The organism is Prosthecobacter sp. (genome assembly GCF_044378005.1).
In the GTDB taxonomy this organism is placed as follows: domain Bacteria; phylum Verrucomicrobiota; class Verrucomicrobiia; order Verrucomicrobiales; family Verrucomicrobiaceae; genus Prosthecobacter.
The window spans coordinates 61,014-85,264 of sequence record NZ_JBILYB010000006.1 but is presented as its reverse complement, the minus strand read 5'-3'; the positions used below and the strand labels follow the sequence as shown (position 1 = coordinate 85,264).

Below are 24,251 nucleotides of genomic sequence, written 5' to 3'. Positions count from 1 at the left end.
GGTCAGTCAGGCAGAGATTAATGGGAGATGGCGCGGGTAATGAAGCGGGTGCGGAAACCCAGCTTGTTCGCGGCGAGACGGCAGGCTTCACGGGCCGTAGCTTCATTCACGCCGGAGATTTCATAAAGGACGTGTCCAGGAAGAATCACGGCAACCCAAAATTCAGGGGAGCCTTTACCTTTACCCATTCGTGTTTCTGGCGGACGAGCAGTAACTGGCTTATGAGGAAAGACACGGATGAAAACCTTGCCTTTACGCTTGAGGAAACGGGTGATGGCAACTCGGCAAGCTTCGATCTGATTGTTTTTAAGCCAGCCGCGGTCAAGCACCTGGAGACCAAAGTCACCAAAGTCCAATTTGTTGGCACTGGTGGCATTACCACCGCGGTTGCCGCGCTGGGTTTTGCGATATTTTACTCGACTGGGAAGAAGGGCCATGGGTCAATTCTGGGTATCCGGTTCTTGATAAAGGGGAGAGGCAAACAACTATTCGGCTACGGCAACATCAGCGACTTCAGCCGGAGGTGCGATGTCAGCGGAAGGTACGCGGGTGTCGCGCTGGGCGCGCTCACCACGGCGGGGTGGACCTCCGCGGTCATCACGGCGCTCACGACGACGCTCCTGACGAGGAGCTGCATTTTCACCAGCCGTGCCACGGTTCAGCCAGACTTTAACGCCGATGATACCATAAACAGTGCGAGCTTCAGTGAAGCCGTAGTCGATCGGGATACGGAGGGTCTGGAGAGGAACTTTGCCAAGACGATACCACTCTGCACGGGCGATATCAGCACCGCCCAGGCGACCAGCGACTCGAATTCGAATGCCGTCTGCACCGAGTTCCATGGCGGTCTGCACCGCACGCTTCATGGCACGGCGGAAAGAAATTCGACGCTCAAGCTGAACAGCGACACCTTCTGCGACAAGCTGGGCATCCACTTCTGGTTGCTTGATCTCGAAGATGTCGATCTTCACCTGTTTGCCGCCGCACATTTCGGAGATCTTCTGGCTCATCACCTCGATTTCCTGACCCTTGCGTCCGATAACGAGGCCTGGGCGTGCTGTGTGGAGCGTGACACGAACCTGATTCCATGCTCGCTCGATGACGATCTTGGAGAGAGCGGCCTGCATGAGTTTCGCCTTCAAGAAATTACGGATGGCGATGTCGGCGTGCAAGGATTCTGTGAATTCCTTGCCAGTGGCGAACCACTTGGAGCGCCAGTCTTTACTGACTGCGAGGCGGAAGCCGATCGGATTAACTTTCTGTCCCATAGGTGCGTGGAGTGAGGATGATTATTCGGCGGAAGCTTTGGCCTTGGATTTATGAACGCGCTTGGTCTTTTCTGCCTGTTCTGGCTTGTTACCAATGATGACGGTGATGTGCGTCATGCGTTTCTTGATCGGCGCAGCAGAACCACGAGCACGTGGCATGATGCGCTTCAAAGCTGGGCCTGGAGTAGCAACGGCACTGGAGACGATCATTTCCTCGGCGTCGAGTTCATGATTGTTGGTGGCGTTGGCAATGGCAGAGCGGAGCACTTTGCCTACCATGAATGCGGCCTTCTTCGGAGTGAAGTCAAGCACGCTGAGGGCCTGGGAGACTGGCATGCCGGTGATGGCACGTGTTACCTGGCGCGCCTTTTGAGAGGAGATGCGGGCGTATTTGTAAGAGGAGCGGACTTCCATAAAACAAGGATCAACGGGTGATATTGACTTTGGCACTGTCACCGACCCGGACTGGATCGGAGACACTGGCTAGTTCCTGAACCACCGCGCCGCTGACTGAGTGGCGGACTTCGGTGACTAGTATTTTCGCGATGGGTTTATCTTCGCGATAGATTTCAAAAGGCATCCCAGGCTTAACGCCGTCACGGGAACCAACGCCAATGACGGCTATGCCAAGTTCGTTTTTAAGACTCACAATTCGCGCGTCCTGAAGGTCGACGGCTGGGGTAGTGTCATGAGAAGGGTGGGCGGATGCTCTGTCAAGTGTGGCTTCAGCTTTCACGAGTGCCTTCTGCAACTGGTCACCCGCAGCAGCGTCGGGATTTGGCACCGTCTTAGCGAAGACCAAGGAGGCTTCGGCGAGCTGCATCAAGCTGTCAGCGAGCTTCTGGCGGGAAGTTTCGGAAATGCGAAGATCGCTGAGAGCGGATAGAAGGCGATCTTGAGTCTGCTCTCTGTTATTCTCAAGAGCAGAAATCCCCAAACCTTCGAGAAGACCTCGAAGACGCTCATAGCGATCCTTCAGTTCCAGCGCTTCCTGGTTTGAAGCAGCCGCACTCTGAGCCAAGGCATCATTCTTATCCTTTGCGGCAGCGACCTGGGCTTCAAGGGCTTGGATCTTCTGTGCGGCGATCTGAAGGGTCGTATTCAGTTCCTGCAACTCAAACGACGTCTGGGCCTGCGCACCACCGAGCATCACCATTGCTGCGAGGGGCAGTATGGAACGCTGAATGAAGCTGACAGAGAGGGGGAACATCGTTGTGGGAAGTCGAGGAACGGAATGAAGGGACTACTTGGCAGCCTTGACGGTGTGCGCGCCATGGCCCTTGAAGATACGGGTCAGAGCGAATTCACCGAGACGGTGACCAACCATGTTTTCCGTGGCATAAACGCTCACGAAATCCTTGCCATTATGAACGAGGAAGGTGTGTCCGACGAGATCAGGCGTGATCATCGAAGAGCGTGCCCAAGTCTTGATGGGGCGCTTGTGGTCAGCGGCGTTTTGCTTGTCCACCTTGTCGAGCAGTGCCTGCTGGACGAAGGGGCCTTTTTTGAGTGAGCGTGCCATGGGTCAGGGAATCAGGGTATTACTTTTTAGCGTGACGGGTCTGAACAATGAGCTTGTTCGTCGCCTTCTTCTTGTTGCGGGTCTTCTCACCCTTCGCATGGCCCCAGGGGCTGAGAAGGTGCTGACGACCACCACCGGATTTGGAACGACCTTCACCACCACCGTTTGGATGGTCGATCGGGTTCATGCACATACCGCGGACGGTAGGGCGGGTGCCCTTCCAGCGGGTGCGCCCAGCTTTGCCGGAGACCACGTTCATGTGCTCGCTGTTACCGACTGCACCGATAGTGGCGTAGCATTCAGAGTGAATTTTGCGGATCTCACCGGAGGGCATGCGAACCAGAGCGTATTCACCTTCACGGTTGGAGAGGATGGCAGCCTGGCCAGCAGCACGGGCAGCGACGCCGCCCTGGCCACGGACGAGTTCCACATTGTGGATCGTGGTGCCGAGAGGAATTTTGCGCAGCGGAAGTGCATTGCCAACATCTGGAGCAGCTTTTTCTCCGGCGATGACAGAATCACCGACCTTGAGATTGTTCGGAGCGAGGATGTAAGAGCGCTGTTTGTCAGCATACTCAATGAGAGCAATGCGTGCTGAGCGGTTCGGATCATACTCGATGGCAACGACCTTGGCGGCCTCTTCGCGGCGTTCGCGTTTGAAGTCAATGAGGCGATAGCGACGGACGGCTCCACCACCGATGTGACGGCAGGTGATACGACCAGTGTTATTGCGTCCGCCAGACTTACGCAGGGCGACCGTGAGGGCGCGATCTGGCTTGTCCTTGGTGATTTCCTCGAAGGAGTTCCACTCTTTATAGCGGTTCGATGGGGTGTTGGGCTTGAAAGTTTTCAGCGCCATGGCTGTGAGTCCTTTGGGTTAAAGGTTCGGAACCGGGTTAGGAAATTACACGAGGTCGAGGCGTTCACCGTCTTTGAGACGGACAATGGCCTTTTTGTAATGATTCGTGCGGCCATAGTCAGCACGACGTTCGCGACGTGCTTTGCCTGCAGTATTGAGGGTGCGTACACCTTCCACTTTTTTGCCGAAGTGTTTTTCCACAGCGGCTTTGATCTGAAGCTTGTTGGCCTTGGGATCGACAATGAAAACATACTCGTTGTTTTCTTCACCGAGGCGGGTGGCCTTCTCGCTCAGGCGGATGGTTTGAATCACGGAATGCGGGTCTTTGATCATATCATGCAGTCCTCCGGGCAAGGGTTGAAAGTGCTTCGGCTGTCACCAGCACCTGCGGATAGTTCAGCAGTTGCTCGGCATTGACATCGTCGGCGGAGATGAGTTGCACGCTCTGGACGTTGCGTGCGGAGCGGAAGGTGTTTTCGTCGAACGAACCGATGACCAGGAGTTTCTTGGCGTCGGACAAACCTTTGACGGCGCTCACAAAACTTTTCGTCTTGCCGTCAGCGACAGACAGGTCGGGGATGGTCGAGATAGCACCATCTTTGATGCGGGCAGTCAGAGCTGTGCGGAGAGCGAGCTTACGGATGCCTTTGTTGGTCTTCTTGGCGTAAATGGTTGTGTTACGTGGACCGAAAACCACACCACCGCCAGACCAGATGGGAGAGCGCTTGGAACCCATTCGTGCATTGCCGGTGCCTTTCTGGCCCCACAGCTTCTTGCCCGACCCGGAAACTTCCGAGCGGTTTTTGGTGTGTGCGTTGCACTGACGGCGGTTGGCGCGATAGGCAACGACGGTCTCATGCAGGGCCTGCTTCCCTTTGTGGCCTTCCACAAGGTTCAGGTTCGCCTGCTTCGCGGCGTCGATGGAAAGAATAGTAGCGGACATGATTCAGATCCTCCTCGGATTACTTGGCTGCTGGGGCGGGTTTCTTCTTGGCTGGACGCACCACAACGATGCTGCCCTTGTTCCCCGGAATTGCTCCGCTGATAAGCAGCAGACCATCTTCGGGACGGCTCTGGACGACTTTCAAATTTTGCGTCGTGACACGATCAACACCATCGTGACCAGGCATTTTCTGATTTTTCCAAACAAGGCCCGGAGTCAAGCGGCAACCAATGGAACCAGGACGACGATGCATCATGTGACCGTGGGTGGCTGGCTGACCGGAGAAATTCCAGCGTTTGACAACGCCTTGGAAACCTTTGCCCTTTGTTGTGCCAATCACATCGACCCACTGGCCAGCGGTGAAAAGACCGGCGTCGATCTTGAAGTCAGCTGCTGGGAGCTGCGCATCGTTTTCGAGACGAAATTCCTTCACAATCTGCTTCACGCTGCTGCCGTGCTTTTTGAAATGACCCAGCAAGGGCTTGGTCATGCGCTGCTCCTTTTGTTCGCCGTAGCCAAGCTGAACAGCACTGTAGCCATCTTTGCCTGCTTTTTGTTTCACCTGGATGATGCTATTTCCGCTGACGTCCACGACGGTCACAGCCACAGCTTCACCTTTGTCGGTGTAAACCTTTGTCATTCCTAGTTTTTTGCCAATCAAGCCGAGTGCCATAATAGGTTTCTCCTGTTAGAGTCAGTGAGTCGAGTTTAGATCTTGATGGTGATGTCCACGCCGGAAGGGAGATTGAGCTTCTTTAGCTCATCCACCGTGCGGGAGGTCGGATCGACGATGTCGAGGAGGCGCTTATGTGTGCGCATTTCGAACTGATCCATGGATTTCTTATCGACGTGCGGAGAGCGGTTCACGGTGAACTTCTCGATGCGCGTTGGGAGCGGGATGGGGCCGGCGACCTTGGCGCCTGTACGCTTGGCTGTCTCAACGATGTCCGCAGTACTCTTGTCGAGGATGCGGTAATCGTATGCGCGGAGGCGGATGCGAATTCTTTGATTGTTCATGGCGATATTTCCGACGTGAAAGGGGTTTCGTTGCTAAAAGGATCAGGATTTGCTGCCACCACGCTGCTCGACGATCTGCTCGACGATCTGCTGAGGGACCTGCTCGAAGTGCGAGGGCTGCATGGAGTAGCTGGCACGGCCCGAGGAAAGAGTGCGGATGGTGGTGGAATAACCAAACATCTCAGCAAGAGGCACTTCTGCGCGAATGATCGCTGTCGTGCCGCGGGTGTCGATGCCCTGGATCTTTCCACGGCGACGATTGAGGTCACCCATGATGTCGCCTTGATAATCTTCCGGCGTGGATGCTTCGACGGCCATGATCGGCTCAAGGAGAATGCACTTGGCTTTCTTCAGGGCGTCTTTGACGGCGAAGATAGCAGCCATCTTGAAGGCGTTTTCGTTCGAATCGACATCGTGACTGGAACCATCCACAAGGTCGATGGCCATATCGATGACAGGATAGCCTGCAATGATGCCATTCAGAGCAGCTTCGATACAACCTGCCTTGGAGGGGTTGATGAACTCCTTCGGAATGCTGCCGCCGACGGTTTTATTTTCGACAACGATGCCGGAGCCCTTCTCACCAGGGCGGACCTTGATGACGACGTGACCGTATTGACCACGGCCACCGGACTGCTTGACGAGCTTGCCTTCGCCATCGGCATCTTTCGTGAGCGTCTCACGATAAGCGATCTGTGGCTTGCCGGTGTTGGTTTCGACTTTGTGCTCACGCTTGAGGCGGTCGCAAAGAATTTCGAGGTGAAGCTCACCCATGCCCGCAATGATGACCTGGCCGGTTTCTTCGTCGGTCTTGACGAAGAACGTGGGATCTTCTTCAGAGAGGCGCTGGAGCGCATTGCCCATCTTCTCTTGGTCGCCCTTGGTCTTTGGCTCGACAGCCATGGAGATGACGGGTTCTGGGAAGGTTGGCGGCTCGAGCAGCACATCGAGGCTCTCATGGCAGAAGGTATCGCCTGTGCGGACATCTTTCACACCCACGAGGGCGGCGATGTCACCGGAGTAGCAGGTTTCGATATCCTTATGCACGCTGGCCTGGATCTGGATCAGGCGGCCCACGCGCTCCGACTTGCGGGTGCGGGGATTGTAGATCGTGTCACCCTTTGAAACTTTGCCGGAATAAACACGGAAGAAGACGAGACGGCCAAACTTGTCAGACCATAGTTTGAATCCGAGGGCAATGAACTTGCCACCGTCATCAGGAGTAGCGATGACTTCGTTTTCAGGCTCGTCTATGACGTGGCCTTTTTGAGGCTCGATGTCGAGAGGCCCGGGGAGATAATCGATGACGGCGTCGATCAGATACTGCACGCCTTTGTTTTTGAAGGCAGAACCACCGGCCATCGGAATGATCTTGTTTGCGATCACGGTGCGGCGGAGCGCAGCCTTGAGTTCAGGGATAGTGATCGGCTTCTCTTCAAGGAACTGCATGCCGAGTTCGTCATCTTGACTGCAAACTTGATCGAGCAGGCCATCGAAAGCTTCTTTAGCCTTGGCGATTTCAGCGCCTTCGAGGTCGCGGACAGTGTACTTGGAACCAAACTTTTCGTCATCAGAATAGATGATTGCCTTTTGATTCACCACGTCGATCTGGCCGATGAGATTGTCTTCAGCACCGATGGGGATCAGGATCGGCCAGGCGTTGGCACCAAGCTTCTGACGGACATCCTTCACCACATTGTCAAAGTTGGCACCCGTACGGTCCATCTTATTGACGAAAGCGATACGCGGGACGCCATACTTCTCAGCTTGGCGATACACGGTTTCCGACTGGGGCTGCACGCCAGCCACGCCGCAAAGCACGAAGATCGCGCCGTCGAGGACTCGGAGGGAACGCTCAACTTCAGCGGTGAAGTCCACATGCCCAGGGGTGTCGATGATGTTCACCCGCATGTCTTCATTTTCGCGCATTTTGTAGATGCCAGCTTCCTTGAGCTGTTTCCAGCGAGCCGTCACAGCGGCGGACGTGATGGTGATACCACGCTCTTTTTCCTGCTCCATCCAATCTGTCGTGGCGGCACCATCATGCACCTCGCCGATCTTGTGGATCATGCCGGTGTAGAAGAGGATACGCTCGGTCAGTGTCGTCTTGCCCGCGTCAATGTGAGCACAGATCCCGATGTTACGGGTGCGCTCCAGTGGGTATTCGCGGTTGGGAGAGTTCGGATTGGACATTGGGACTGAAAATCGTGTGATGTGTAGGAGAAAAAATTCGCTTCTGAATTAGAAGCGGAAGTGAGCGAAGGCCCGGTTGGCCTGGGCTTGCTTATGAACGTCGTCACGCTTGCGGACGGACGAGCCTTGACCTTGTGAAGCTTCCTTGAGCTCGTTGGCCAGCGCACGATGCATCGGCTGTCCTTTACGACCACGGGCATAAGCGACCAGCCAGCGCATGGCCAGGGACTCGGAACGAGCAGAACTGACTTCAAGCGGCACTTGATATGTGGCACCGCCGACTCGGCGGGCCTTGACTTCGACCTTGGGCTTGGAGTTCTCGATAGCGCGGTTGAAGAGTTCGAGCGGGTCGACCGTTTCGGTCTTTTCGTTGAGGAGATCAATGGCGGAGTACACGATGCGCTCTGCGATGGATTTCTTGCCGGACTCCATGACGCGGCTGATCAGACGGGCAACGATCTCGCTGTCGTAGCGGGAATCTTTGACGACTTCTTTGTCGTAAACGCGTTTTCTGCGGGCCATAAGACTTGATGAAAGGGTTAAGAGAGAATCAGTTGAGGAATACCAGCAGGCTTATTTCTTGCCTTTAGCCGGAGCGGCAGCAGCACCTGCCTTCGGACGTTTTGCACCGTATTTGGAGCGGCCACGACGACGTTTATCAACACCCAGGCAATCCAGAGTGCCGCGGACGATGTGATAACGCACACCCGGCAAATCCTTCACGCGGCCGCCACGGACCAGCACAATGCTGTGCTCCTGGAGGTTATGACCTTCGCCACCGATGTAGGCGATGACTTCGAATCCATTGGTCAGACGAACTTTGGCAACCTTACGAAGAGCCGAGTTTGGCTTCTTGGGGGTGCGGGTCATCACCTGAAGGCAAACGCCACGGCGCTGTGGGCACTTGGCGAGTGCAGGCGACTTTGACTTCACCGCTTTGTCTTTGCGGCCGTGTCTGACGAGCTGATTGATGGTGGGCATGTTGTCTAAAAAATCCGTTCCAATTGAGGTGGCCGCGCCGGGCATGGGACTGGAGGAGACAATGCACCCTTCTCTGCGTTAGTCAGAGAGAGCACAGTGTTTTTCCGGTTCACTGCTCCGATAGAAAAATGAATCTCGAGAGATTCGTTTCAGCTAACCTTCGGGGGAAGATCGGGGCTGGGGGCGCGCATTCTGGGACAGATCAGGGAATAGGCAAATGCTTTTTAATCTTGTTTGGTTCTTTTTTCAAAAAACTCCCCTCATCCCCGCTCAGGGCTTGGCCCCCGCTCTTTTCTCGTGCTGCTGAGCCACATGTTGCAGCAACAGTCGGTAGCTGCTCAGCCAGTTTGCCGTACCAGGCTTGTTCATAGCCTGGGCATCCCGTGCCCAGAGATACGCCGACTCGGCCTTTTCCCAGCCAGCAAGGCGGTGCCAATGAATGCCTAGTGCCAGTCGCGGCTCCTCATGCCGGGGAGCGAGAGCAACCGCCCTTTGGATGCTCCCAAGAGCTTCTTCGTGCTGCTTGAGGGCATCGCACACATCCGCATGGGCAAGGTGGTAGAGAAAATTTGTCGAGTTGAGATCGATGGCCACCTGTAGATCGGCCAGTATTTGCCGCAAAGATTCACTGTCATGAGAGCGGCCCTCATCACTTGGGCTCTCCATCATGGCGAGGGCATGTTGATAGTGAATTTCGGCGTTCGAGGGATCTAGACGCACAGCGTCTTCAAGGTGCTGCCGCCGTGCGGGCTCATCTCGCCGCGCTTGGGCGAGTTTCGCTTGAGCAAAAGCCTGGTCGCCACGCCCGAAGAACCACGCTCCCGCCAGCAGGGCCAGTGATGAGGCCCCAAGAGCAAGCTTTGTCAGGACTCGTACGCCGGGCAAGCGGCGCTGAGGACGCGCCATCTGCTCGAAGCCGGGATTCGCCAGTACTCCGAGTAGCAGCGCTCCTGTAAGAGCCGTGGCCGGCACATGGTAATGAAACTCAAACACCGCATGCACCAGCGTCGCCGCCAGCGCGGCCAGGGCACCGATACAAAAGGCAAGATTCATGCTGATCACGCGCCCACTGCTGAGGAACCTTTCCCTCACAAACCATCTCAGATAGCGCACTCCATTCGACACATGCGCGAGCACCAGCAGCGCCAGCGCCCCCGCCCCTGCCCAGCCGTAGTCGGCGAGCAGTTGCAGATACTCATTGTGAGCGAAAAGCGGTTCTGCCGTCCAGGCCGGCAGCCTGGCCGACCTCAGCCTCGTGCCCCCATCATAGAAAGACCGCGCCCCCACGCCGATCCAGGGGGATTCCGCGTGCTGAGCCAACGCTGACTCCCATATGCCAAAGCGAATATCTTCCGTCATCTTGATGCGCTCGGCACGGCTGCGCAGATACTCCTCGTTCACCTTCCAAAGCACACCACCAACGAGCAAACCTGCCACCATTCCCCCGCCCAGCAGGCTCCAAAACAAGTGCCGCCGCGTCTCCCAAACCATCCACAATACCAGCACTGCAAACACCACGCTACCCGCGGCCAGACCGATCAGAGCTCCACGACTCACCGTCAAAGACACGCCCACAGCCATCACTACACAGCAGAATGCCAGCCATAGCTTCAACGCAGCCCCACCTCGGCCAAAGCACAGCCAGCCCGCCGAAAGAAAGAATGCCACTGATAGGAAGGCTCCCAGATGATTGGAATTTGCGAAGAATCCACCGATCCGCCCAGGCTCCACTGGCCGAAGAAAATGTGGCACCAGATGGTAGCCCCAGTTCCCTGATAAATGCACTGATCCCATCGCCAGATTCCCCACGACCAGCATGAGCAGCACTACCAGCCAGGCCATTCGCCAGCGCGGATGACTTGCCGCAGTAACCGTCAGCACATAAGCGACGAAACAGCCTAACAGAATGATCCCATCCTCCCTTGCATAAGCTGAAACAGGCGAAAATACCGCCCTTCCGATCGTGTAAGCGGCAAAGAGCAGCGCTGCAGCCAGACAGAGATCACTCGGGGGAAAAAACACCCGCAACCGCCAGCGCAACGTCGCCAGCAGTCCAGCCACCCCCAGCAGAATGGCCCCAGGCCAAAAAAACAACAACCGGGTTTCCGTGCCTAGCACTCCGGAGATCAGCAGAGCCAAAAGAAAAAAGACGAGCACGGCAGTTTGCATCATGTGGCAGGATTTACAGGTCACGCCCCAGACATGCAAGACATTGGCTTTGGACTTCCAAGCCGCAGCGAGTAGCCTGCCACCATGTCTGTTCGTCCCACCCTCCCCTTCCCTGATCCGGCAAACTTCCGTGTGAACCCGGTGAAGATCCTCTTCGGGGTTATCGGCCTCGTCGTCGCCGTCGGCCTCTTCTCCAGCTTTTACCAGGTCCCGGCAAACTCCGTCGCCATCGTCCAGCGCTTCGGCAAGTTCCTCGACACCACCGAGCCCGGCCTGCACTTCAAACTGCCCTTTGGCATCGATGAAGTCACCACCGTCGAAACCCGCCGCCAGCTCAAGCTCGAATTCGGCTACGGCTCACGCGGCGCGCTGAACGAGTATCAATACAACCAGGACTTCGATGATATGGAACTGGAGAAAAACATGGTCACTGGCGATCTCAATGCCGCCGTGGTCGAGTGGGTCGTCCAGTTTCACATCTCCGATGCCAAAGCCTACGTCTTCAACTTCCTCGAGCCCCAGGCCACCATGCGCGACCTCTCCGAGGCAGTCATGCGTGAGGTCGTCGGCGACCGCACCATCGACGAAGTCCTCACTGTCGGCCGCCAGGAGATGGAAGTAAAAGCCCTCGAACGTCTCCAAGTCATTGCCAGCACCCTCGACATGGGCGTCCACGTCGATCAGGTGCAGCTCGGTAACGTCAACCCGCCTGCCGAAGTCAAAGACAGCTTTGATGAAGTCAACCGCGCCCAGCAGCAGCGCGAAGCCGCCATCAACGCCGCCAACGGCGAATACAACCGCGTCATCCCCGAAGCTCGTGGAAAGGCCGAGCAGAGCATCAGCCAGGCCGAGGGTTACGCCACCGAGCGCGTCAACCGCGCTGAGGGTGATGCCACTCGTTTCACCGCCATGCTCACCGAATACAAAAAAGCCCCGGAGGTCACCAAGAAGCGCATTTACCTCGAAACTCTCACCGAGATCCTGCCCACCATCCCCGGCAAGATCATCATTGATGACAAAGTCCCCCAGTTCCTGCCCCTGATGCAGCTTCAGCAGGCCAAAACCGTCCAACCCGCCGCCCCTTCCGCACGATGAAACCCGCCGTCTCTCTTCTCATCCTCATTGCTGGGTTCGCCCTCTACATCATCGGCAGCGCCAGCTTATACAGCGTCGCCGAGACCGAGCAGGTCATCATCACCCAGTTCGGCAAACCCGTCGGTGAAACCATCAAAGACGCCGGACTGCATGTGAAGACCCCCTTCATCCAGCATGTGAACCGCTTCGACAAACGCATCCTCGAGTGGGACGGCCCGCCCGTGAACATGCCCACGAAGGACAAGCTCTACATCGTCGTCGATAGCTTCGCCCGCTGGCGCATCAGCGACCCACGCGTCTTCTTTGAAAACCTCCGTGACGAGCGCACCGCCCAGTCCCGACTCACCGACATCCTCGGCAGCGAAACCCGAAACGTTATCGCTAGGCACGACTTCATCGAAGCCGTCCGCAATACCAAAGACCGCAAAGTCGTCCGCGAAGCCGCCGTCGAAGGAGCCGTCGCCTCCATCGCCGACGCCCGACTCGGAACCATGCCGCCCATCACCAAAGGCCGCGCCGAGCTCGAAAAAGAGATCTTCGCCAACGCCGCCCCCAAAGTGAAAGGCTTCGGCATCGAGCTCATGGACCTCCGCTTCAAGCGCATCAACTACACCCCCGCCGTCAGCCAGACCATCTACCAGCGCATGGTCAGCGAGCGCACCCAGATCGCCGAACGATTCAAATCCGAAGGTGCTGGCGAAGCCGCCAAAATCCTCGGCGAACGCGAGCGCGACCTCAAACTCATCGAGTCCGAAGCCTACCGCAAAGTCCAGGAAGTCGAAGGTGCCGCCGACGCCAAAGCCTCCGAAATCTATGCCAAAGCCTACAACGGCAGCCCCGAATCCGCCGAACTCTTCGAGTTCCTGAAGACCATGGAGGCTTACAAAACCGTCATCACCCCCGACACCAGCCTCATCCTCAGCACCGACAGCCGCTTCCTCCGCTACCTGAAGTCTTCGGATGAGCCTGCCGCTGCCACTCCAGGCTCAGCCTCCGCAGACCCGTTAAAAGGCCTGCCCAGCCTCCTGGACATGGTGAAAGCGCCATGAACCGGAGTGGCCGCACTTAGACATCCATTCTCAAGTCTGGCTGCGGCCCTTCGCCCCCCGGCATAGCCCAGGTTCCCAGCCTGATCGAAGGAAGCGATTTGAATGTAGCGTTTGATGCTCATGCCCAAAACTATTCTCGCCCTTGGTGCCCATTATGATGACTGTCCGTTTGGACTTCCTGGCACACTTTTGAAAGCCGTGAGGCAGCATCATCGAGTCGTGATGCTCAGTCTGATCGGCGATTACTCGAACTGGCCGCCAGTGAAAGGCCGTGAGGAAGCACTGCGTCAAAAGAGTATCGAAATGGCCAGGGAACGCGGGATCGAGATGCGTTTTCTAAACTATGCCTCCATGGGCTTAGATGCCACGATGGATGCGAAGCGTGCCGTCGCTCAGATCGTGGCAGATGTACACCCGGACATCGCCTTCATGCTATGGCCAAGAGACCGCCATCCCGACCACGAAGCCGCCAGCGCCATCTGCCATGCGGCCTTGTTTCAGCCCGCGCGCCTTCTAGGTAAAGATCAGGTCCGCAGCCCGAGTGAAGTCTATTGGTATGACAACGGCCCAGGACACACGATTGACTTTACACCCGACACCTACTTCGACGTCAGTGATGAATGGCCCTCAGCCGTCGAATGGCTCGGCGGCCTGATGGCCTTTGTGCGCAACAGCCCCTTCGACCCGCAAAAGGACTCGGCCGTGGAAAGCAAGACCGTGCTAGCACGCTATCGTGGTCTCGCCAGTGGCGTAAAATATGCCGAAGCCGTGAGAGCCGTGCGGCCAGTCACTCGAGAATTGACCTGATAAGTCACTTTCCTGAGTGTAAGTTTGAGCGTGGCGGCTGAGCCATCCAACATTACAGAATGGAACCAAGAGTGCTACTCCGGCACTATGATCTGATCATCGGGTTGCACCTGAATGTCCACGCTTGGGTCACCGGCATTACTCGATAAGTTATGAATCGTCGCTGGCCGACCTGCTCGGATCAGTTTGACCTTTTTCATGCTGCCAAAGGGGGTGGGACCGCCCGCTGTCATAATGGCCTGGGAAATAGTCATACCCTGCCGATAAGGAACGGCTCCAGGTTTATTTGCGCCTGAAACCATGACGGTTCTCATCGTGGCTGCACTCTCCCCACCATCAATCGAAACCAATACTGATGGCCGGGTATAAATTTCCTGGTTTATGTAAGTTTGCTCAATCGACCTTTGAAGGGATGATGGCTTCAAACCAACAGCACGGACGTTTCCAATGTAGAGCAAAGGAATGGTTCCGTCGTCTGAGACGGTGTAAACATTCCTAATTTGGGCGATCTCGTTGTCTGGTATGCCGCCAATGGAGATAGTGATTCGATCACCTTTTTTTAGGGGTAACTCTCCAGTCTGAGCAATGGAGCCGACCTCGCTTGAAAGCAGGGCAATGAGCAAAAAAAACTGGGTTTTCATGGCTGTTAGAAGAGTGTTCTCGATGATGGGAAATGCCTAAAAAAGATCAGCCGGGGGAGAATGGGAAGAAGTCACCGAGGAACCACCAGACATGGCCCCCTTGGACTGGCGACGACGTTTCTGTGGTTGTGTGCCTGCTGCCGCAGGTTGGTTGTTCGGAGAGTAGTAGGTGTAATAACTGGTGTAGTACTGGTACTCGGAATCACTGTGTACATCCACATTGTTCAGGACCACTCCTATCACGCGACCACCGACGTTTTCCACCGTCTGTTTGACACGCATGAGCATGTGGCGGGGAAGCTTGCGGTGCTGAACGACGATCATGGTCAAATCGGCCTCATTGGAAAGGACTGAAGCATCACTCACGCCAAGAATGGGAGGGGAATCAATGAGCACTAAATCAAAACGGCTCTTCGCATCGGAGATTAGATCGCTCATTCGTTGAGAATTCAGAATGCCCGCACTGTCTGAGGGCAGCAGGCCACTGGGGAGAAAATACAAGTTCTCGATTGGTGTTCGAACCACGACATCTTCGAGCCTGACACTGGTGGTAAGGAAATTGGTCAGTCCTGTCGCGTTGCTGACCTCAAACAATCTGTGCAAGCTCGGACGACGGAGGTCGGCATCAATGAGCAGCACACTGTATCCGCCTTGAGCGCAGACGGTGGCTAAGTTGCATAAGGTGGTTGACTTCCCCTCCCCGGCACCTCCGCTGGTGACTGTGATGCAATTGGCCTCAAGATTGCGCCGGTTGAACTCAATGTTCGTGCGCAGAATGCGGTAAGCCTCGGCGTCAGGATTGAATCCGCTGGTACGATGAAGGACTCCGACATTCTTGGGCACTACTGCAAGCACTGGAAGCCCAAGGAACCTTTCTACATCATCCAAACTTTTAACGCTGGTATCCATGTACTCAAGGAAGAAGGCCAACCCGAGGCCGAACATGAGGCCAAGGATGGCCCCTAGAGCGAGATTGATCATTACATTGGGTTTCGCCGGACGAGTCTCAACTTCAGCTTTTGCATAGATTGTAGCGGGTGTTTTAACGAGTTCGAGCCCTGCCTTGGTTTCAGAATAGGCTTCCTTGAACCTCACCAACAACGCCTCTATATAAGTCACCTCATCTTTTGCTATTTTGTACTCATTGTAAGTATCTCCTTTGTCCAATTGCTCTTTGTCGGCAACGTCACTGTAATTTTTCAAAGCATCCCTGCGCTTTTTGGCTGCCTCGTAGCGATTTTGCAATCCTTGGATGTGTGACTGTGTTTCGCTGAGAATCAATTCCTTCGACTTTGCTAATTGGCTATCTGCTCCCTGAACAAGGGGGTGCCGTTTACCCAACCCCTGCTGAATCAATCCCTCCCGGCTGATCTGAAGCTTTTGATATTCAACGGTCATCCCTGTAAGGTTGGGGTTTTCAAGCCTCAAGCCGGAGGCACGGGCGACCAGTTCATCAGGGGAAAGCTTTGCCAGTTGCTCAATCTCTGCGTTTAGATTTTGGACCTCCAGATCTGCCTGCAGCAACGCCTGCTCGCGAGAAATAGACATTGAATCCTGGCTGGTTTGTATGGTGGCACCAGGTGTAGTGGATGGGCCGCCTCCCAATACCCAGTCGCCCACTATTCCAGCTTTCTTTTTTGCCTCCTGCATTTTGAGCCTCGCCTGATCACGCAATTGCTCCTGTTCGGCTATTTGTTTGCCGATTCTCTCGAGCTCTTCCAGTTTCTGCTTGGAATCAATTTCTGTTCTCTGTTGCATGTAGCTTGATGCAACAACGTTCGCGATTTCAGCAGCCAGAACTGCATCTTGGTCAAAATACTCAATAACTACGAAGTCGGAACGAACCGTGTACTGCGTGTCGAGATTGTTCACCAGTTTGGCTAGTGCCGCCTGTCGGGTCGGCAAAGTCCACCTCTTCTGCAAATCCAGTTTATCCACCACGATGTACAGAGTCTCAGGCTTCTTGATGGTTTCGAATTCATTCTTGATTATAACATCGCTGGGAGCCATGAATTCAGTTCCGCTTCGGCTAAAGACTTCCACTTTCGTCGGCAAACGCTCAATTTTCATATCCACACGCCCGCGATACTTCCGCGGCATAATGTATGTGATAATGGCTGCCGTAGCGAACACGAGTAGAAACGAAAGGCAAATCAGTCCGAGGCGATTGCGAATGACTTGCCATGAGTCAATTGCTTGAGCTTGGATATCCTTGCTGAGCCCATTCATATTTGATTGATTATCTGCCAGGATTAACTTTTGCCATTTAGAATCTGACAGCGGCCGCATCGCACGTCACGCTGGCTAATGTTGGCGTGGCTGTTGGGGAATGTTAGAAAGAAGCTGTCACACCTAGCGAGATGTTGTTGCGCTGGAATTCACGAGCTTCGTCATCAGAACTCAAAATCGAATAACTATAGGCCGCATCCAAGGCCACATTTTCAGTAAGATTATAACTGATTCCAGTGGACATAAGAAGTGAATGCTCGGTCACATCTGGCACTATATTGCCACCATCAAAATCACTGAAGGCATACTGCACTCCTGCATGAAGGCCGACCCTCTTGTTGATCTGGTGGTTCACAGTCAATCCAGTACGTAGCGAATAGCGACTCTGGTATGAACTCAATTCTGCGCCATCATATCCAATAGCTCCAAACCACCGGGCCTGTGTCTGCTTAGCCAAAGCATAGTTCAAAGCCAGTTCTGCGTAGGGCGCTGTACTGTTGGAACGTTCCGAACGGAAGAACTCGGCACCAGCCCGGAAGGAACCGGCAAATCGCTGACTCCATGCATGATCCACACCTGCTAGAGCGAAGTGCGACTGAAAATTTTTGCCTTCTGCATTCGCAAACTTCGTTGTTCGGTAACGATACTCAGCTACTAAACTTGTTCGCTTGGTTAGTGCATATGAAAACTGCTGTGCCAGCAAATGCGTCAGACGATCCTCCGCATCAGACACGATTTCATCCTCGTATCGTATCCCATCGACCGTGTATGAAGTCGTCGTCGAGAATCTCTGAGACCAAGCGTAACTCATGTTAAAGTTATTGAATCCATAGAGGTATTGACCGTTGAACAAAGTCGTTGACCCACCCAAAGCTACATTTGGTTGAGCTTCGTAGGTTAGAAAGAAATTGTTGCTTATCTTTAGCCGCTGCGAGAATTGATGTGCAATGTTGAATGCAACGCGCGCATTGTAGAAAGTGTCATCGTAACGTGGAATGCCGTCTAAGTAGTGGACTGTTCCAGCATCAACGTTGAAACTCCATGGCGTGGTGGGGTCGGCCTTTGTGTAAGCAGCTCCGAGTCCGCCCTGAATATAGTAAGATTCGAAACTGTCGTTACCAGTCGTGGAGAGTGCGTAATCAAGGACATCGTAACCCGCTCGCGTCGTAACACTCCAATTGAGCGGCTCATCAGACTCAAAATCCGCTGAGTAATTTTGAATGCCGACCAAACCTTGTCCCCAAGCGCCAGTTCCGACGAAGGTAAAAACTACAACCATCAAGAGTGAAGGGTATAAACGCATGGTGGACAGCATCTGATTCATATTTGAGTCCAATCTAACCGTGATCACGGGTAATTGGGATTCGCCTGTGTTGCAGAAATGCACTCCTTTTCACGGGTTCTAGGCAAGAAGCCTCCCACAGGCGGCTGCATCAGATACACACCTCGCACAGGAACATTGGGTTCTGGGCTGTCTAACTCCGTCTCGGGTTCCGGGCTGTCCAGACTGACATTCTTGGCATCCTTGCCAGATGCCGTGGCAGTCATGCCACTACTCATGATACCAGCACTGGATAGCTTGGCACAATCCATGATGACTGACGATTTCTTCGGAACAACAGATATGGAGGTCTGCACAATCTGCGTAACGAGTTGCTGATCAGCATTAGAGGCACTGATTGCAGCTGTTATAATTTCGCAGACACAGCTCTCATTGATTACCAGAGCATCTTCGATGATCATTAACACTTTGCCAGGTTCCTTAATCACTGCCGCTGTAACATTTGCCGCGATGCCTGTACAATCTTTGGACGACTGCGCCCCTGAGTGGCAAGGCACAAAATACAGTCCACAAGCAAGAGTTGCGATAAGCGATTGCATTCTTTGTGACATAGCTTTCATGGCGGAAGACGAATAATTGATGGAATGGAGCGGGTAGTGGGAATCGAACCCACATGGCTAGCTTGGAAGGCTAGAACTTTACCACTAAGCTATACCCGCATTGCTTGAACTTTACGCACAACTGAGCTGAATGCACGAAAAAAATCAAAAAAATACAATTACTCACATTACGATAATAATTAGAACACCTGAAGTGCAACCGCTCTTTATATCTGATATGTCACCATTCAAATCAAGCATGAGTTCGCAAAAAAATGAGCAAGAATCAAGCAACTGAGACCTTTCACAACATTAATTAATTAGTTAACATCGGTCACCTTATGTGTAAACAATCTCCAAGACTACACCGATCGATCAAGATACCAGCGGTCAGGAAAGAAAGGAACTGGTTTGCTGCATTCAGGTCATGCCAGAACGAACCCAGGCCTTCGAGATCATTATGCAGACATGGTACATGACTGATAACCTGCGTTTCAATTCTTGGCTGGGAGAGCAAAGGCCGAGCCTAGAGAAGGATCTCGGCTTGGAACAGATGGCACGAATGATAATCAATACGAATCCTGAGGCCGCGATGAAGTCCGCCCTTTCAATCAGCAATCCGGTTAGACAAAAAGAGGTCAGCAGCCAATTGCTCGAGCAATGGAAGGCGGCTTCCCCAGATGAAGCCGCCAAATGGAAACCTTAATCGCAGACAAGCGGTAACAGAGTACAAAATGGATACGGATCATAAAATTTTCCGCCATACTTTCATTGATACTTTTGGTGAATTTTATTATCTCATACTGAAAGATTGTCAAAAAACGCTGTGACTGCGTCCGCAATAACTACACATGACAAACAGGAAGCTTTGAAGCGAAAGAGCAGATACTGGGGTGGGGACTTGCTGACCAACCATCGAACCTTAAACTTCTGCCTCAGGAGGTACACCTTTATGAGGATTAAAAGGCGTTCATTCTACACTGCTCCGTCACAAATTGGCAGATATCAACCCAATGCATGCTCTCGAAATGGTTACCGATTTGCCCACTGGTCAAATCAACAATGACTTGTGAGCAGACTGTAGGAACGTGGGCTGGTGGAACAGGTGACCTGACGTCACATGACAATAACTCAACCAATACCCTTAGATGGAAAATTCATTTTCGCTCCCGTATATATAAAAACCACAAAATCAGAGCGCGATTGTGGTTGTTTGTATTTATCATTTTTCAATTAATTACTAGGGATAAGACTTCTTGGTCTTTAATTGATTGTAAACCCGATTCAGCAAGGCCGAGTTCGCCGTTAAAGCCCTGTACGCACGATACTGAGCCTCAGTTAAACTTTCTCCCCCCAAGTCAACGTCCGTAATGGTGTCAGTGCGACTGATTACACTACGGCTGCCGACGATATCTAAAAAACTAGGGATCTGGAAGCGATTATAAGGATCCAAAAAGAACACCGCAAAATTTCCTCCGAGCTTGGTGACGGCCATTCCACACCCTCTTCCTTTTATTTTCATTGTCCCCTTCCAGTAAAGGCCTATTCCTGGCTTAGAAACCTGGAAAACAGTAGCAGTACTAACCGAGAACCCCACACTCTTGGCAGCTACGACGTGGCCAGCTTCATGCATGGAAGCAAACTCAAGAGTCCCGATAGGAGCCTCCAAGTTCGAAAGAGTAAATTCTGCCGCCCTTGTCTCACTTTCTGCGGCAGCCACAGTTAAGAAATTCGCCGATAACACAAAACAAGTAGTAAAAAAACAATGAATGTCGCCATAATTTGGAATTTAATCAAAGAATCAACGCCGTTGTCAAATTTACCTCAATTTTTTTTGTTAACCCGAAGTGAGAATCTGTATATTGTCTTCAGGTATGCATCAGCATCCTCAACCTTGAAGATCACCCCCCATTTTACCTCGGACGAAAAAAAAGAAGGTGATTTTGATAGGCCATGATATTCTAGATCCCCCCTTTCTTCACTTTCAGAAGCAAGAACATGCCACGAATCACACTTTATATAGCAAACGAGAACATATGGAATTAGACGGCGGAATTAAAATCTACCTGCGGGAAATTGGCAAGACTGACTTGCTGACACCTGAACAGGAGGTGGATCTTGCTGAACGGATTAAACGCGGGGACCCTGAGGCCCGATCTCACATGATCCGCGCCAATCTACGCCTAGTTGTTAAAATTGCGCAGGACTACGCGAACTATGGGTTGCCACTTCTGGATCTCATTTCCGAAGGCAACATTGGATTGATGAAAGCAGTCGAAAGGTTCGATCCAAACAAAGGAGGCAAACTCTCCACCTATGCAGCTTGGTGGATCAAACAATCGATAAAGCGGGCTCTGGCGAATCAATCAAAGACGATTCGCCTGCCTGTCCACATGGTGGATAAAATCAGTAAAATGCGTCGAGTGGCCATGGCCATGTCGGAAGAACTCGGGCGAGAGCCTACGGACGACGAACTCTCCGAAGAAATTGGTATTGACCGTGCAAAACTTAGCCAACTCAAGGTTGCATCCATGCGACCAGCATCTCTAGATGCTCCGATAAGTGATGACGACAGCACCGAATTTGGTGAAATCGTTGGTGACGAGAATGCTCAAACACCGTTCGAATTGTTGAGCCACAAGAATATGCACGGCCAGCTTGATGGCCTGCTTACAGTCTTGGATGAACGCGAACGTAAAATCATTGATGCTCGTTTTGGCTTGGCTGGACAGAAACCACGCACCTTAGAAGAGGTCGGTCAGGAATTCGGCGTCACACGCGAACGTATTCGCCAGCTCCAGAATATCGCGCTTCGCAAATTACGACGTGCACTACAGAAAAAGGAAGACCCAATCCCGAAAGTGCTGCGAAATGCAGGTTCGAAGAAGAAAAAGAAGGCCGCCACTGAAGACAAAATAGCAAAATAGCAACTCGGCGAATCACGGTGAGAGGAAGGCTAATGGTTTGCCTATCATTTGTTTTCTTTGCTGTGCGTAATCAGTGGATAATTAGAGAACGAATATCCCGTGTAAGAGCACGAGTAGACTGTGTGGAAAGTGCGTTCGTTGCGAGGCAACATCTGAAAATTTGTGGAGCCAACCTGACTCTGACAAACAGACCCCATAAAATGTTCCTGGCTTCTAAAGTGCTGCCATCCGCCCCTGACCGCTCCGGCTCCACCACCAGCTTCCGAGCAGGGCGGTGAGCAGCAGGAAAAGCCAGAGCTGCCAGTGGGAGTTGGCTTCGAGGGTGGTTTCGGTCTGGGTGAGCTTGAGTTTGGCGAGGTTTTGAAAGGGTTTCGCCTGCTGGAGATCGGCCTCGCGGGCATCGGCGAAGTGGGCGGCACCTTGGAGCAGGAGGGCATCGCTTTGTTTCACCTCAAAGAAGCCGGGCTGGGCAGGTGCGCGGAGAAGGTGAGCCTGGGCAACGGGAATGCTGATTGTGACGGAAGGCGTGCGCGTGGTGAGCTGAAGCGATGTGGCTTTTTCACCTCGGAGATGGGCGAACGTGAGGCGCTGGCGAACATCGAAGTTCGCGGTCTCGGGGGCAATTTTTTCCTGACGGATCGTCTGGAGATAGCGGTGGAGGAGAACGGCAAGCGCAGGGAGCTTGCGGGCGTTGCTGCTGAGGAGATCGAAGTGGCAGAAGAGCTGCTGCGCGCCAGCGGCGGTACGGCGCAAGCTGATGAGCGGGCGATCCGCCTGCCAGAGCAGGACGCGGTCGCGCTCATCACGCGGGACGATCATGCCTTCGCGGACGAGCAGGGACTGCCAGTTCAGGCCGTCGATGAGCGGATGCGCCTCGGCGACGATGCTGCCGCGCAGCCAGGCGCTGCTTTCGCCCTTGGCGGGTGAGGCAAAGATGATGGCGTGCTGATCGGCACCGAGGGCGATGCTGGGCGGCCAGACGATGCCGCGCATGTCTGCCTCAGCTGCGGAGAGCGCGAGCCGAGTGTCGGCAAATTTCTCGAAGAGCTGCCGCAGTTCGCTGCTGCCATCCTGGACCGGCAAGACGGGCACATGCAGGCCAAGGATTTTGGGCTTGGGCCGCAGGAGCGGGAGGTTGTCGTCGAGCGTGAAGGCGTCGGCGGTGAGGCTCAGCATCCATTCATCCTCCGGCGGGAAGAGGCCGCTGAGGGTGCGGCTTTCCTGCGGGGCCAGTGTGAGCTTTGTCGGCGCGGAGGTCTTGCCACCGGCCACGGCGCGCCATTTTCGATCCTGCGGCTGGGCGCTGTAGTTTCGCAAAAGTGCACGCCAGAAAAGCTGGCCGTCCTTTTCCTCCACCGTGACTCCGGCCCAACCAACGTTGGCCGTTTCCTGGCCGATGGAGAGCAGCGCTGCCTCAAAGGGAAGCGCCTCGGCGAGCACATGATCGCTGATTAAAATGATGCTGCCCTGCGCGCCCACGAGACCGCGAGCCGTGCGCAGACTAGGGGTGAAGTCATGTACGCCGAGCAGGGGCTGCCACTGCGGCAAAGCGGATACCAGATCCGACTGCGAAGCACCGTGATACAGCGCGGGCTGGCTGGGATCAGACGAGAGCAAGGTCAGCTCCACTCGGGAGAGCGGTGAGATGAGCATGCTCAGCGTGGTGCGCACGGACGACTCGGCATCGTCACGGAAAGCGGACATCGACGCGGAGGCATCCATGACGATGGCGATGCGCTGGACGGCATCTTTTTTCAGCCAGCGAGGTCCGGCGAGCAGCCAGGTAAAAATAAGCACCACGAGCAACTGCAACCATAGCGGGATGGAGGAACGCAGCCGCTCGAAACGGTTCCCGACCTCGGATTCGCGCCGCATCTGCTGGAGCAGGAAGAGCGTCGTCACCACCTCGCGTCGGCTGCGCCTTTGCAGAAAATGGATGGCCAGCACGGCGGGCAGGCCGAGCAGACACCAGAGAGCTGCGGGATGGGCGAAGGACATGAGGAAAGAATGACGAATGCCAAAAGAAATGCGGCACGTCGATTGCCGAAACGGGCATTCCGAGAAATAAATGACCCGCCCCATGCAGCAGCCCCCCATCATCGCCGAAGACATGTCGAAGCTGAAAACGCTCCTACAGGACTCGTTGCAGCCGCATCTGAAGCCTCAGAGCGACATGCGAATCCTGAACTTAGCCTGCGGTCGCTGCGATGAAGCGGAGACGCTGATCCAGGTGGGATCGGAGCTGACCAAAGGCGGCGAGGTGGAGATGATCGGCGCGGACATCCGCATCCGCGAGATTCGTCAGGCGCGGGAGAACCACGCGAACCTGCCTGCGAAGTTCCTGATCGAGGACGCCACGAAGATCGACGAGCACCAAGAGCTGGGGGATGACTTCAACATGGTCTTCCTTCGCCATCAGAACTTCTGGCACGGGCAGGAGCTGTGGAAGAAGATCTTCGATCAAGGCATCGCCAAACTGCGGCCTGACGGAATGCTGGTGATCACGAGCTACTTCGATGTGGAGCATCGTCTGGCACTGCGGGCGCTGGAGTCGCTCGGCATGGAGGTGGTGAGCAACAAGCGGAACAAAGCCAGCCGCGCACTCAAAGATGCGCCCGGCAAGTCCGTGGACCGCTGGGTGGCCGTGCTGAAGCGGCGAGGCACATGACG

Annotated in this window: 26 protein-coding genes and 1 tRNA gene; 6 read left to right on the top strand and 21 right to left on the bottom strand. The window is 54.3% G+C overall.

What is annotated here, in order from left to right; all coding sequences use genetic code 11:
* Positions 1 to 17: 17 nt before the first annotated feature.
* The 14 genes from rplP to AC6FTP_RS02485 form a co-directional block, all read right to left on the bottom strand.
* Positions 18 to 437 carry a 50S ribosomal protein L16 gene (gene rplP / locus AC6FTP_RS02550; RefSeq protein WP_497202355.1) on the bottom strand — a complete coding sequence of 140 codons (420 nt, stop codon included), beginning with the start codon at positions 435 to 437 and terminating at the stop codon, positions 18 to 20.
* A gap of 48 nt (positions 438 to 485) precedes the next feature.
* On the bottom strand, positions 486 to 1,268 hold the full coding sequence (gene rpsC / locus AC6FTP_RS02545; RefSeq protein ID WP_497205332.1) for a 30S ribosomal protein S3: 783 nt from the start codon (positions 1,266 to 1,268) through the stop codon (positions 486 to 488).
* Positions 1,269 to 1,289: 21 nt separating this feature from the next.
* Positions 1,290 to 1,682, bottom strand: coding sequence for a 50S ribosomal protein L22 (gene rplV / locus AC6FTP_RS02540; protein ID WP_497205331.1), 393 nt, complete (start codon positions 1,680 to 1,682; stop codon positions 1,290 to 1,292).
* A 10-nt stretch (positions 1,683 to 1,692) separates the two neighbouring features.
* Positions 1,693 to 2,478 (bottom strand): hypothetical protein, encoded by a 786-nt coding sequence (locus AC6FTP_RS02535; protein ID WP_497205330.1) that lies wholly within the window; start codon positions 2,476 to 2,478, stop codon positions 1,693 to 1,695.
* 33 nt (positions 2,479 to 2,511) lie between these two features.
* On the bottom strand, positions 2,512 to 2,790 hold the full coding sequence (gene rpsS / locus AC6FTP_RS02530) for a 30S ribosomal protein S19 (protein ID WP_497202359.1): 279 nt from the start codon (positions 2,788 to 2,790) through the stop codon (positions 2,512 to 2,514).
* Positions 2,791 to 2,809: 19 nt separating this feature from the next.
* Positions 2,810 to 3,649, bottom strand: coding sequence for a 50S ribosomal protein L2 (rplB, locus tag AC6FTP_RS02525; RefSeq protein ID WP_497205329.1), 840 nt, complete (start codon positions 3,647 to 3,649; stop codon positions 2,810 to 2,812).
* 45 nt (positions 3,650 to 3,694) lie between these two features.
* A complete protein-coding gene (gene rplW, locus AC6FTP_RS02520; RefSeq protein WP_497205328.1) occupies positions 3,695 to 3,961 on the bottom strand; it encodes a 50S ribosomal protein L23 in 267 nt (88 codons plus the stop codon).
* A gap of 22 nt (positions 3,962 to 3,983) precedes the next feature.
* Positions 3,984 to 4,592: a 50S ribosomal protein L4 gene (gene rplD, locus AC6FTP_RS02515; RefSeq protein WP_497205327.1), complete on the bottom strand. Its 609-nt coding sequence runs from the start codon at positions 4,590 to 4,592 to the stop codon at positions 3,984 to 3,986.
* 19 nt (positions 4,593 to 4,611) lie between these two features.
* The gene (gene rplC, locus AC6FTP_RS02510) at positions 4,612 to 5,232 is read right to left on the bottom strand and encodes a 50S ribosomal protein L3 (protein ID WP_497205326.1); all 621 of its coding nucleotides are present in this window, start codon (positions 5,230 to 5,232) and stop codon (positions 4,612 to 4,614) included.
* 68 nt (positions 5,233 to 5,300) lie between these two features.
* Positions 5,301 to 5,609 carry a 30S ribosomal protein S10 gene (rpsJ, locus tag AC6FTP_RS02505; RefSeq protein ID WP_497202364.1) on the bottom strand — a complete coding sequence of 103 codons (309 nt, stop codon included), beginning with the start codon at positions 5,607 to 5,609 and terminating at the stop codon, positions 5,301 to 5,303.
* 42 nt (positions 5,610 to 5,651) lie between these two features.
* A complete protein-coding gene (gene fusA, locus AC6FTP_RS02500; protein WP_497205325.1) occupies positions 5,652 to 7,802 on the bottom strand; it encodes an elongation factor G in 2,151 nt (716 codons plus the stop codon).
* A gap of 48 nt (positions 7,803 to 7,850) precedes the next feature.
* The gene (gene rpsG, locus AC6FTP_RS02495; RefSeq protein ID WP_497205324.1) at positions 7,851 to 8,324 is read right to left on the bottom strand and encodes a 30S ribosomal protein S7; all 474 of its coding nucleotides are present in this window, start codon (positions 8,322 to 8,324) and stop codon (positions 7,851 to 7,853) included.
* A 51-nt stretch (positions 8,325 to 8,375) separates the two neighbouring features.
* The gene (gene rpsL, locus AC6FTP_RS02490; protein WP_497205323.1) at positions 8,376 to 8,783 is read right to left on the bottom strand and encodes a 30S ribosomal protein S12; all 408 of its coding nucleotides are present in this window, start codon (positions 8,781 to 8,783) and stop codon (positions 8,376 to 8,378) included.
* A gap of 270 nt (positions 8,784 to 9,053) precedes the next feature.
* Positions 9,054 to 10,955: an O-antigen ligase family protein gene (locus tag AC6FTP_RS02485; RefSeq protein ID WP_497205322.1), complete on the bottom strand. Its 1,902-nt coding sequence runs from the start codon at positions 10,953 to 10,955 to the stop codon at positions 9,054 to 9,056.
* Positions 10,956 to 11,036: 81 nt separating this feature from the next.
* Between AC6FTP_RS02485 and hflK the strand changes: the two genes are divergently transcribed.
* The 3 genes from hflK (at position 11,037) to AC6FTP_RS02470 (ending at position 13,903) form a co-directional block, all read left to right on the top strand.
* A complete protein-coding gene (gene hflK / locus AC6FTP_RS02480; protein WP_497205321.1) occupies positions 11,037 to 12,047 on the top strand; it encodes an FtsH protease activity modulator HflK in 1,011 nt (336 codons plus the stop codon).
* Positions 12,044 to 13,096, top strand: coding sequence for a protease modulator HflC (gene hflC / locus AC6FTP_RS02475; RefSeq protein WP_497205320.1), 1,053 nt, complete (start codon positions 12,044 to 12,046; stop codon positions 13,094 to 13,096). Before hflK ends, hflC begins: the two co-directional genes overlap by 4 nt.
* Before the next feature lie 120 nt (positions 13,097 to 13,216).
* Complete coding sequence (locus AC6FTP_RS02470) at positions 13,217 to 13,903, top strand: PIG-L deacetylase family protein (RefSeq protein WP_497205319.1); 687 nt, start codon at positions 13,217 to 13,219, stop codon at positions 13,901 to 13,903.
* A 74-nt stretch (positions 13,904 to 13,977) separates the two neighbouring features.
* On the opposite strand, the gene AC6FTP_RS02465 is transcribed toward AC6FTP_RS02470, so the two are convergent.
* The 5 genes from AC6FTP_RS02465 to AC6FTP_RS02445 form a co-directional block, all read right to left on the bottom strand.
* Entirely contained in the window at positions 13,978 to 14,544 is a 567-nt protein-coding gene (locus AC6FTP_RS02465) for a polysaccharide biosynthesis/export family protein (protein ID WP_497205318.1), read from the bottom strand.
* A 36-nt stretch (positions 14,545 to 14,580) separates the two neighbouring features.
* Positions 14,581 to 16,773: a GumC family protein gene (locus AC6FTP_RS02460; protein WP_497205317.1), complete on the bottom strand. Its 2,193-nt coding sequence runs from the start codon at positions 16,771 to 16,773 to the stop codon at positions 14,581 to 14,583.
* Between the two features lie 103 nt (positions 16,774 to 16,876).
* Positions 16,877 to 18,097, bottom strand: a complete 1,221-nt coding sequence (locus AC6FTP_RS02455; RefSeq protein ID WP_497205316.1) for an outer membrane beta-barrel protein — start codon at positions 18,095 to 18,097, stop codon at positions 16,877 to 16,879.
* A 23-nt stretch (positions 18,098 to 18,120) separates the two neighbouring features.
* The gene (locus AC6FTP_RS02450; protein ID WP_497205315.1) at positions 18,121 to 18,675 is read right to left on the bottom strand and encodes a hypothetical protein; all 555 of its coding nucleotides are present in this window, start codon (positions 18,673 to 18,675) and stop codon (positions 18,121 to 18,123) included.
* Positions 18,676 to 18,700: 25 nt separating this feature from the next.
* Positions 18,701 to 18,774 (bottom strand) — tRNA-Gly (locus AC6FTP_RS02445).
* 307 nt (positions 18,775 to 19,081) lie between these two features.
* Here AC6FTP_RS02445 and AC6FTP_RS02440 point away from each other — a divergent pair.
* The gene (locus AC6FTP_RS02440) at positions 19,082 to 19,360 is read left to right on the top strand and encodes a hypothetical protein (protein WP_497205314.1); all 279 of its coding nucleotides are present in this window, start codon (positions 19,082 to 19,084) and stop codon (positions 19,358 to 19,360) included.
* Positions 19,361 to 19,894: 534 nt separating this feature from the next.
* Here AC6FTP_RS02440 and AC6FTP_RS02435 read toward each other — a convergent pair.
* A complete protein-coding gene (locus AC6FTP_RS02435; RefSeq protein ID WP_497205313.1) occupies positions 19,895 to 20,287 on the bottom strand; it encodes a hypothetical protein in 393 nt (130 codons plus the stop codon).
* 403 nt (positions 20,288 to 20,690) lie between these two features.
* Between AC6FTP_RS02435 and AC6FTP_RS02430 the strand changes: the two genes are divergently transcribed.
* Positions 20,691 to 21,581, top strand: coding sequence for a sigma-70 family RNA polymerase sigma factor (locus AC6FTP_RS02430; protein WP_497205312.1), 891 nt, complete (start codon positions 20,691 to 20,693; stop codon positions 21,579 to 21,581).
* A gap of 213 nt (positions 21,582 to 21,794) precedes the next feature.
* On the opposite strand, the gene AC6FTP_RS02425 is transcribed toward AC6FTP_RS02430, so the two are convergent.
* Positions 21,795 to 23,579, bottom strand: a complete 1,785-nt coding sequence (locus AC6FTP_RS02425) for a vWA domain-containing protein (RefSeq protein ID WP_497205311.1) — start codon at positions 23,577 to 23,579, stop codon at positions 21,795 to 21,797.
* 82 nt (positions 23,580 to 23,661) lie between these two features.
* Here AC6FTP_RS02425 and AC6FTP_RS02420 point away from each other — a divergent pair, with 82 nt between their 5' ends.
* Positions 23,662 to 24,249, top strand: a complete 588-nt coding sequence (locus tag AC6FTP_RS02420) for a class I SAM-dependent methyltransferase (protein WP_497205310.1) — start codon at positions 23,662 to 23,664, stop codon at positions 24,247 to 24,249.
* Positions 24,250 to 24,251: the final 2 nt, after the last annotated feature.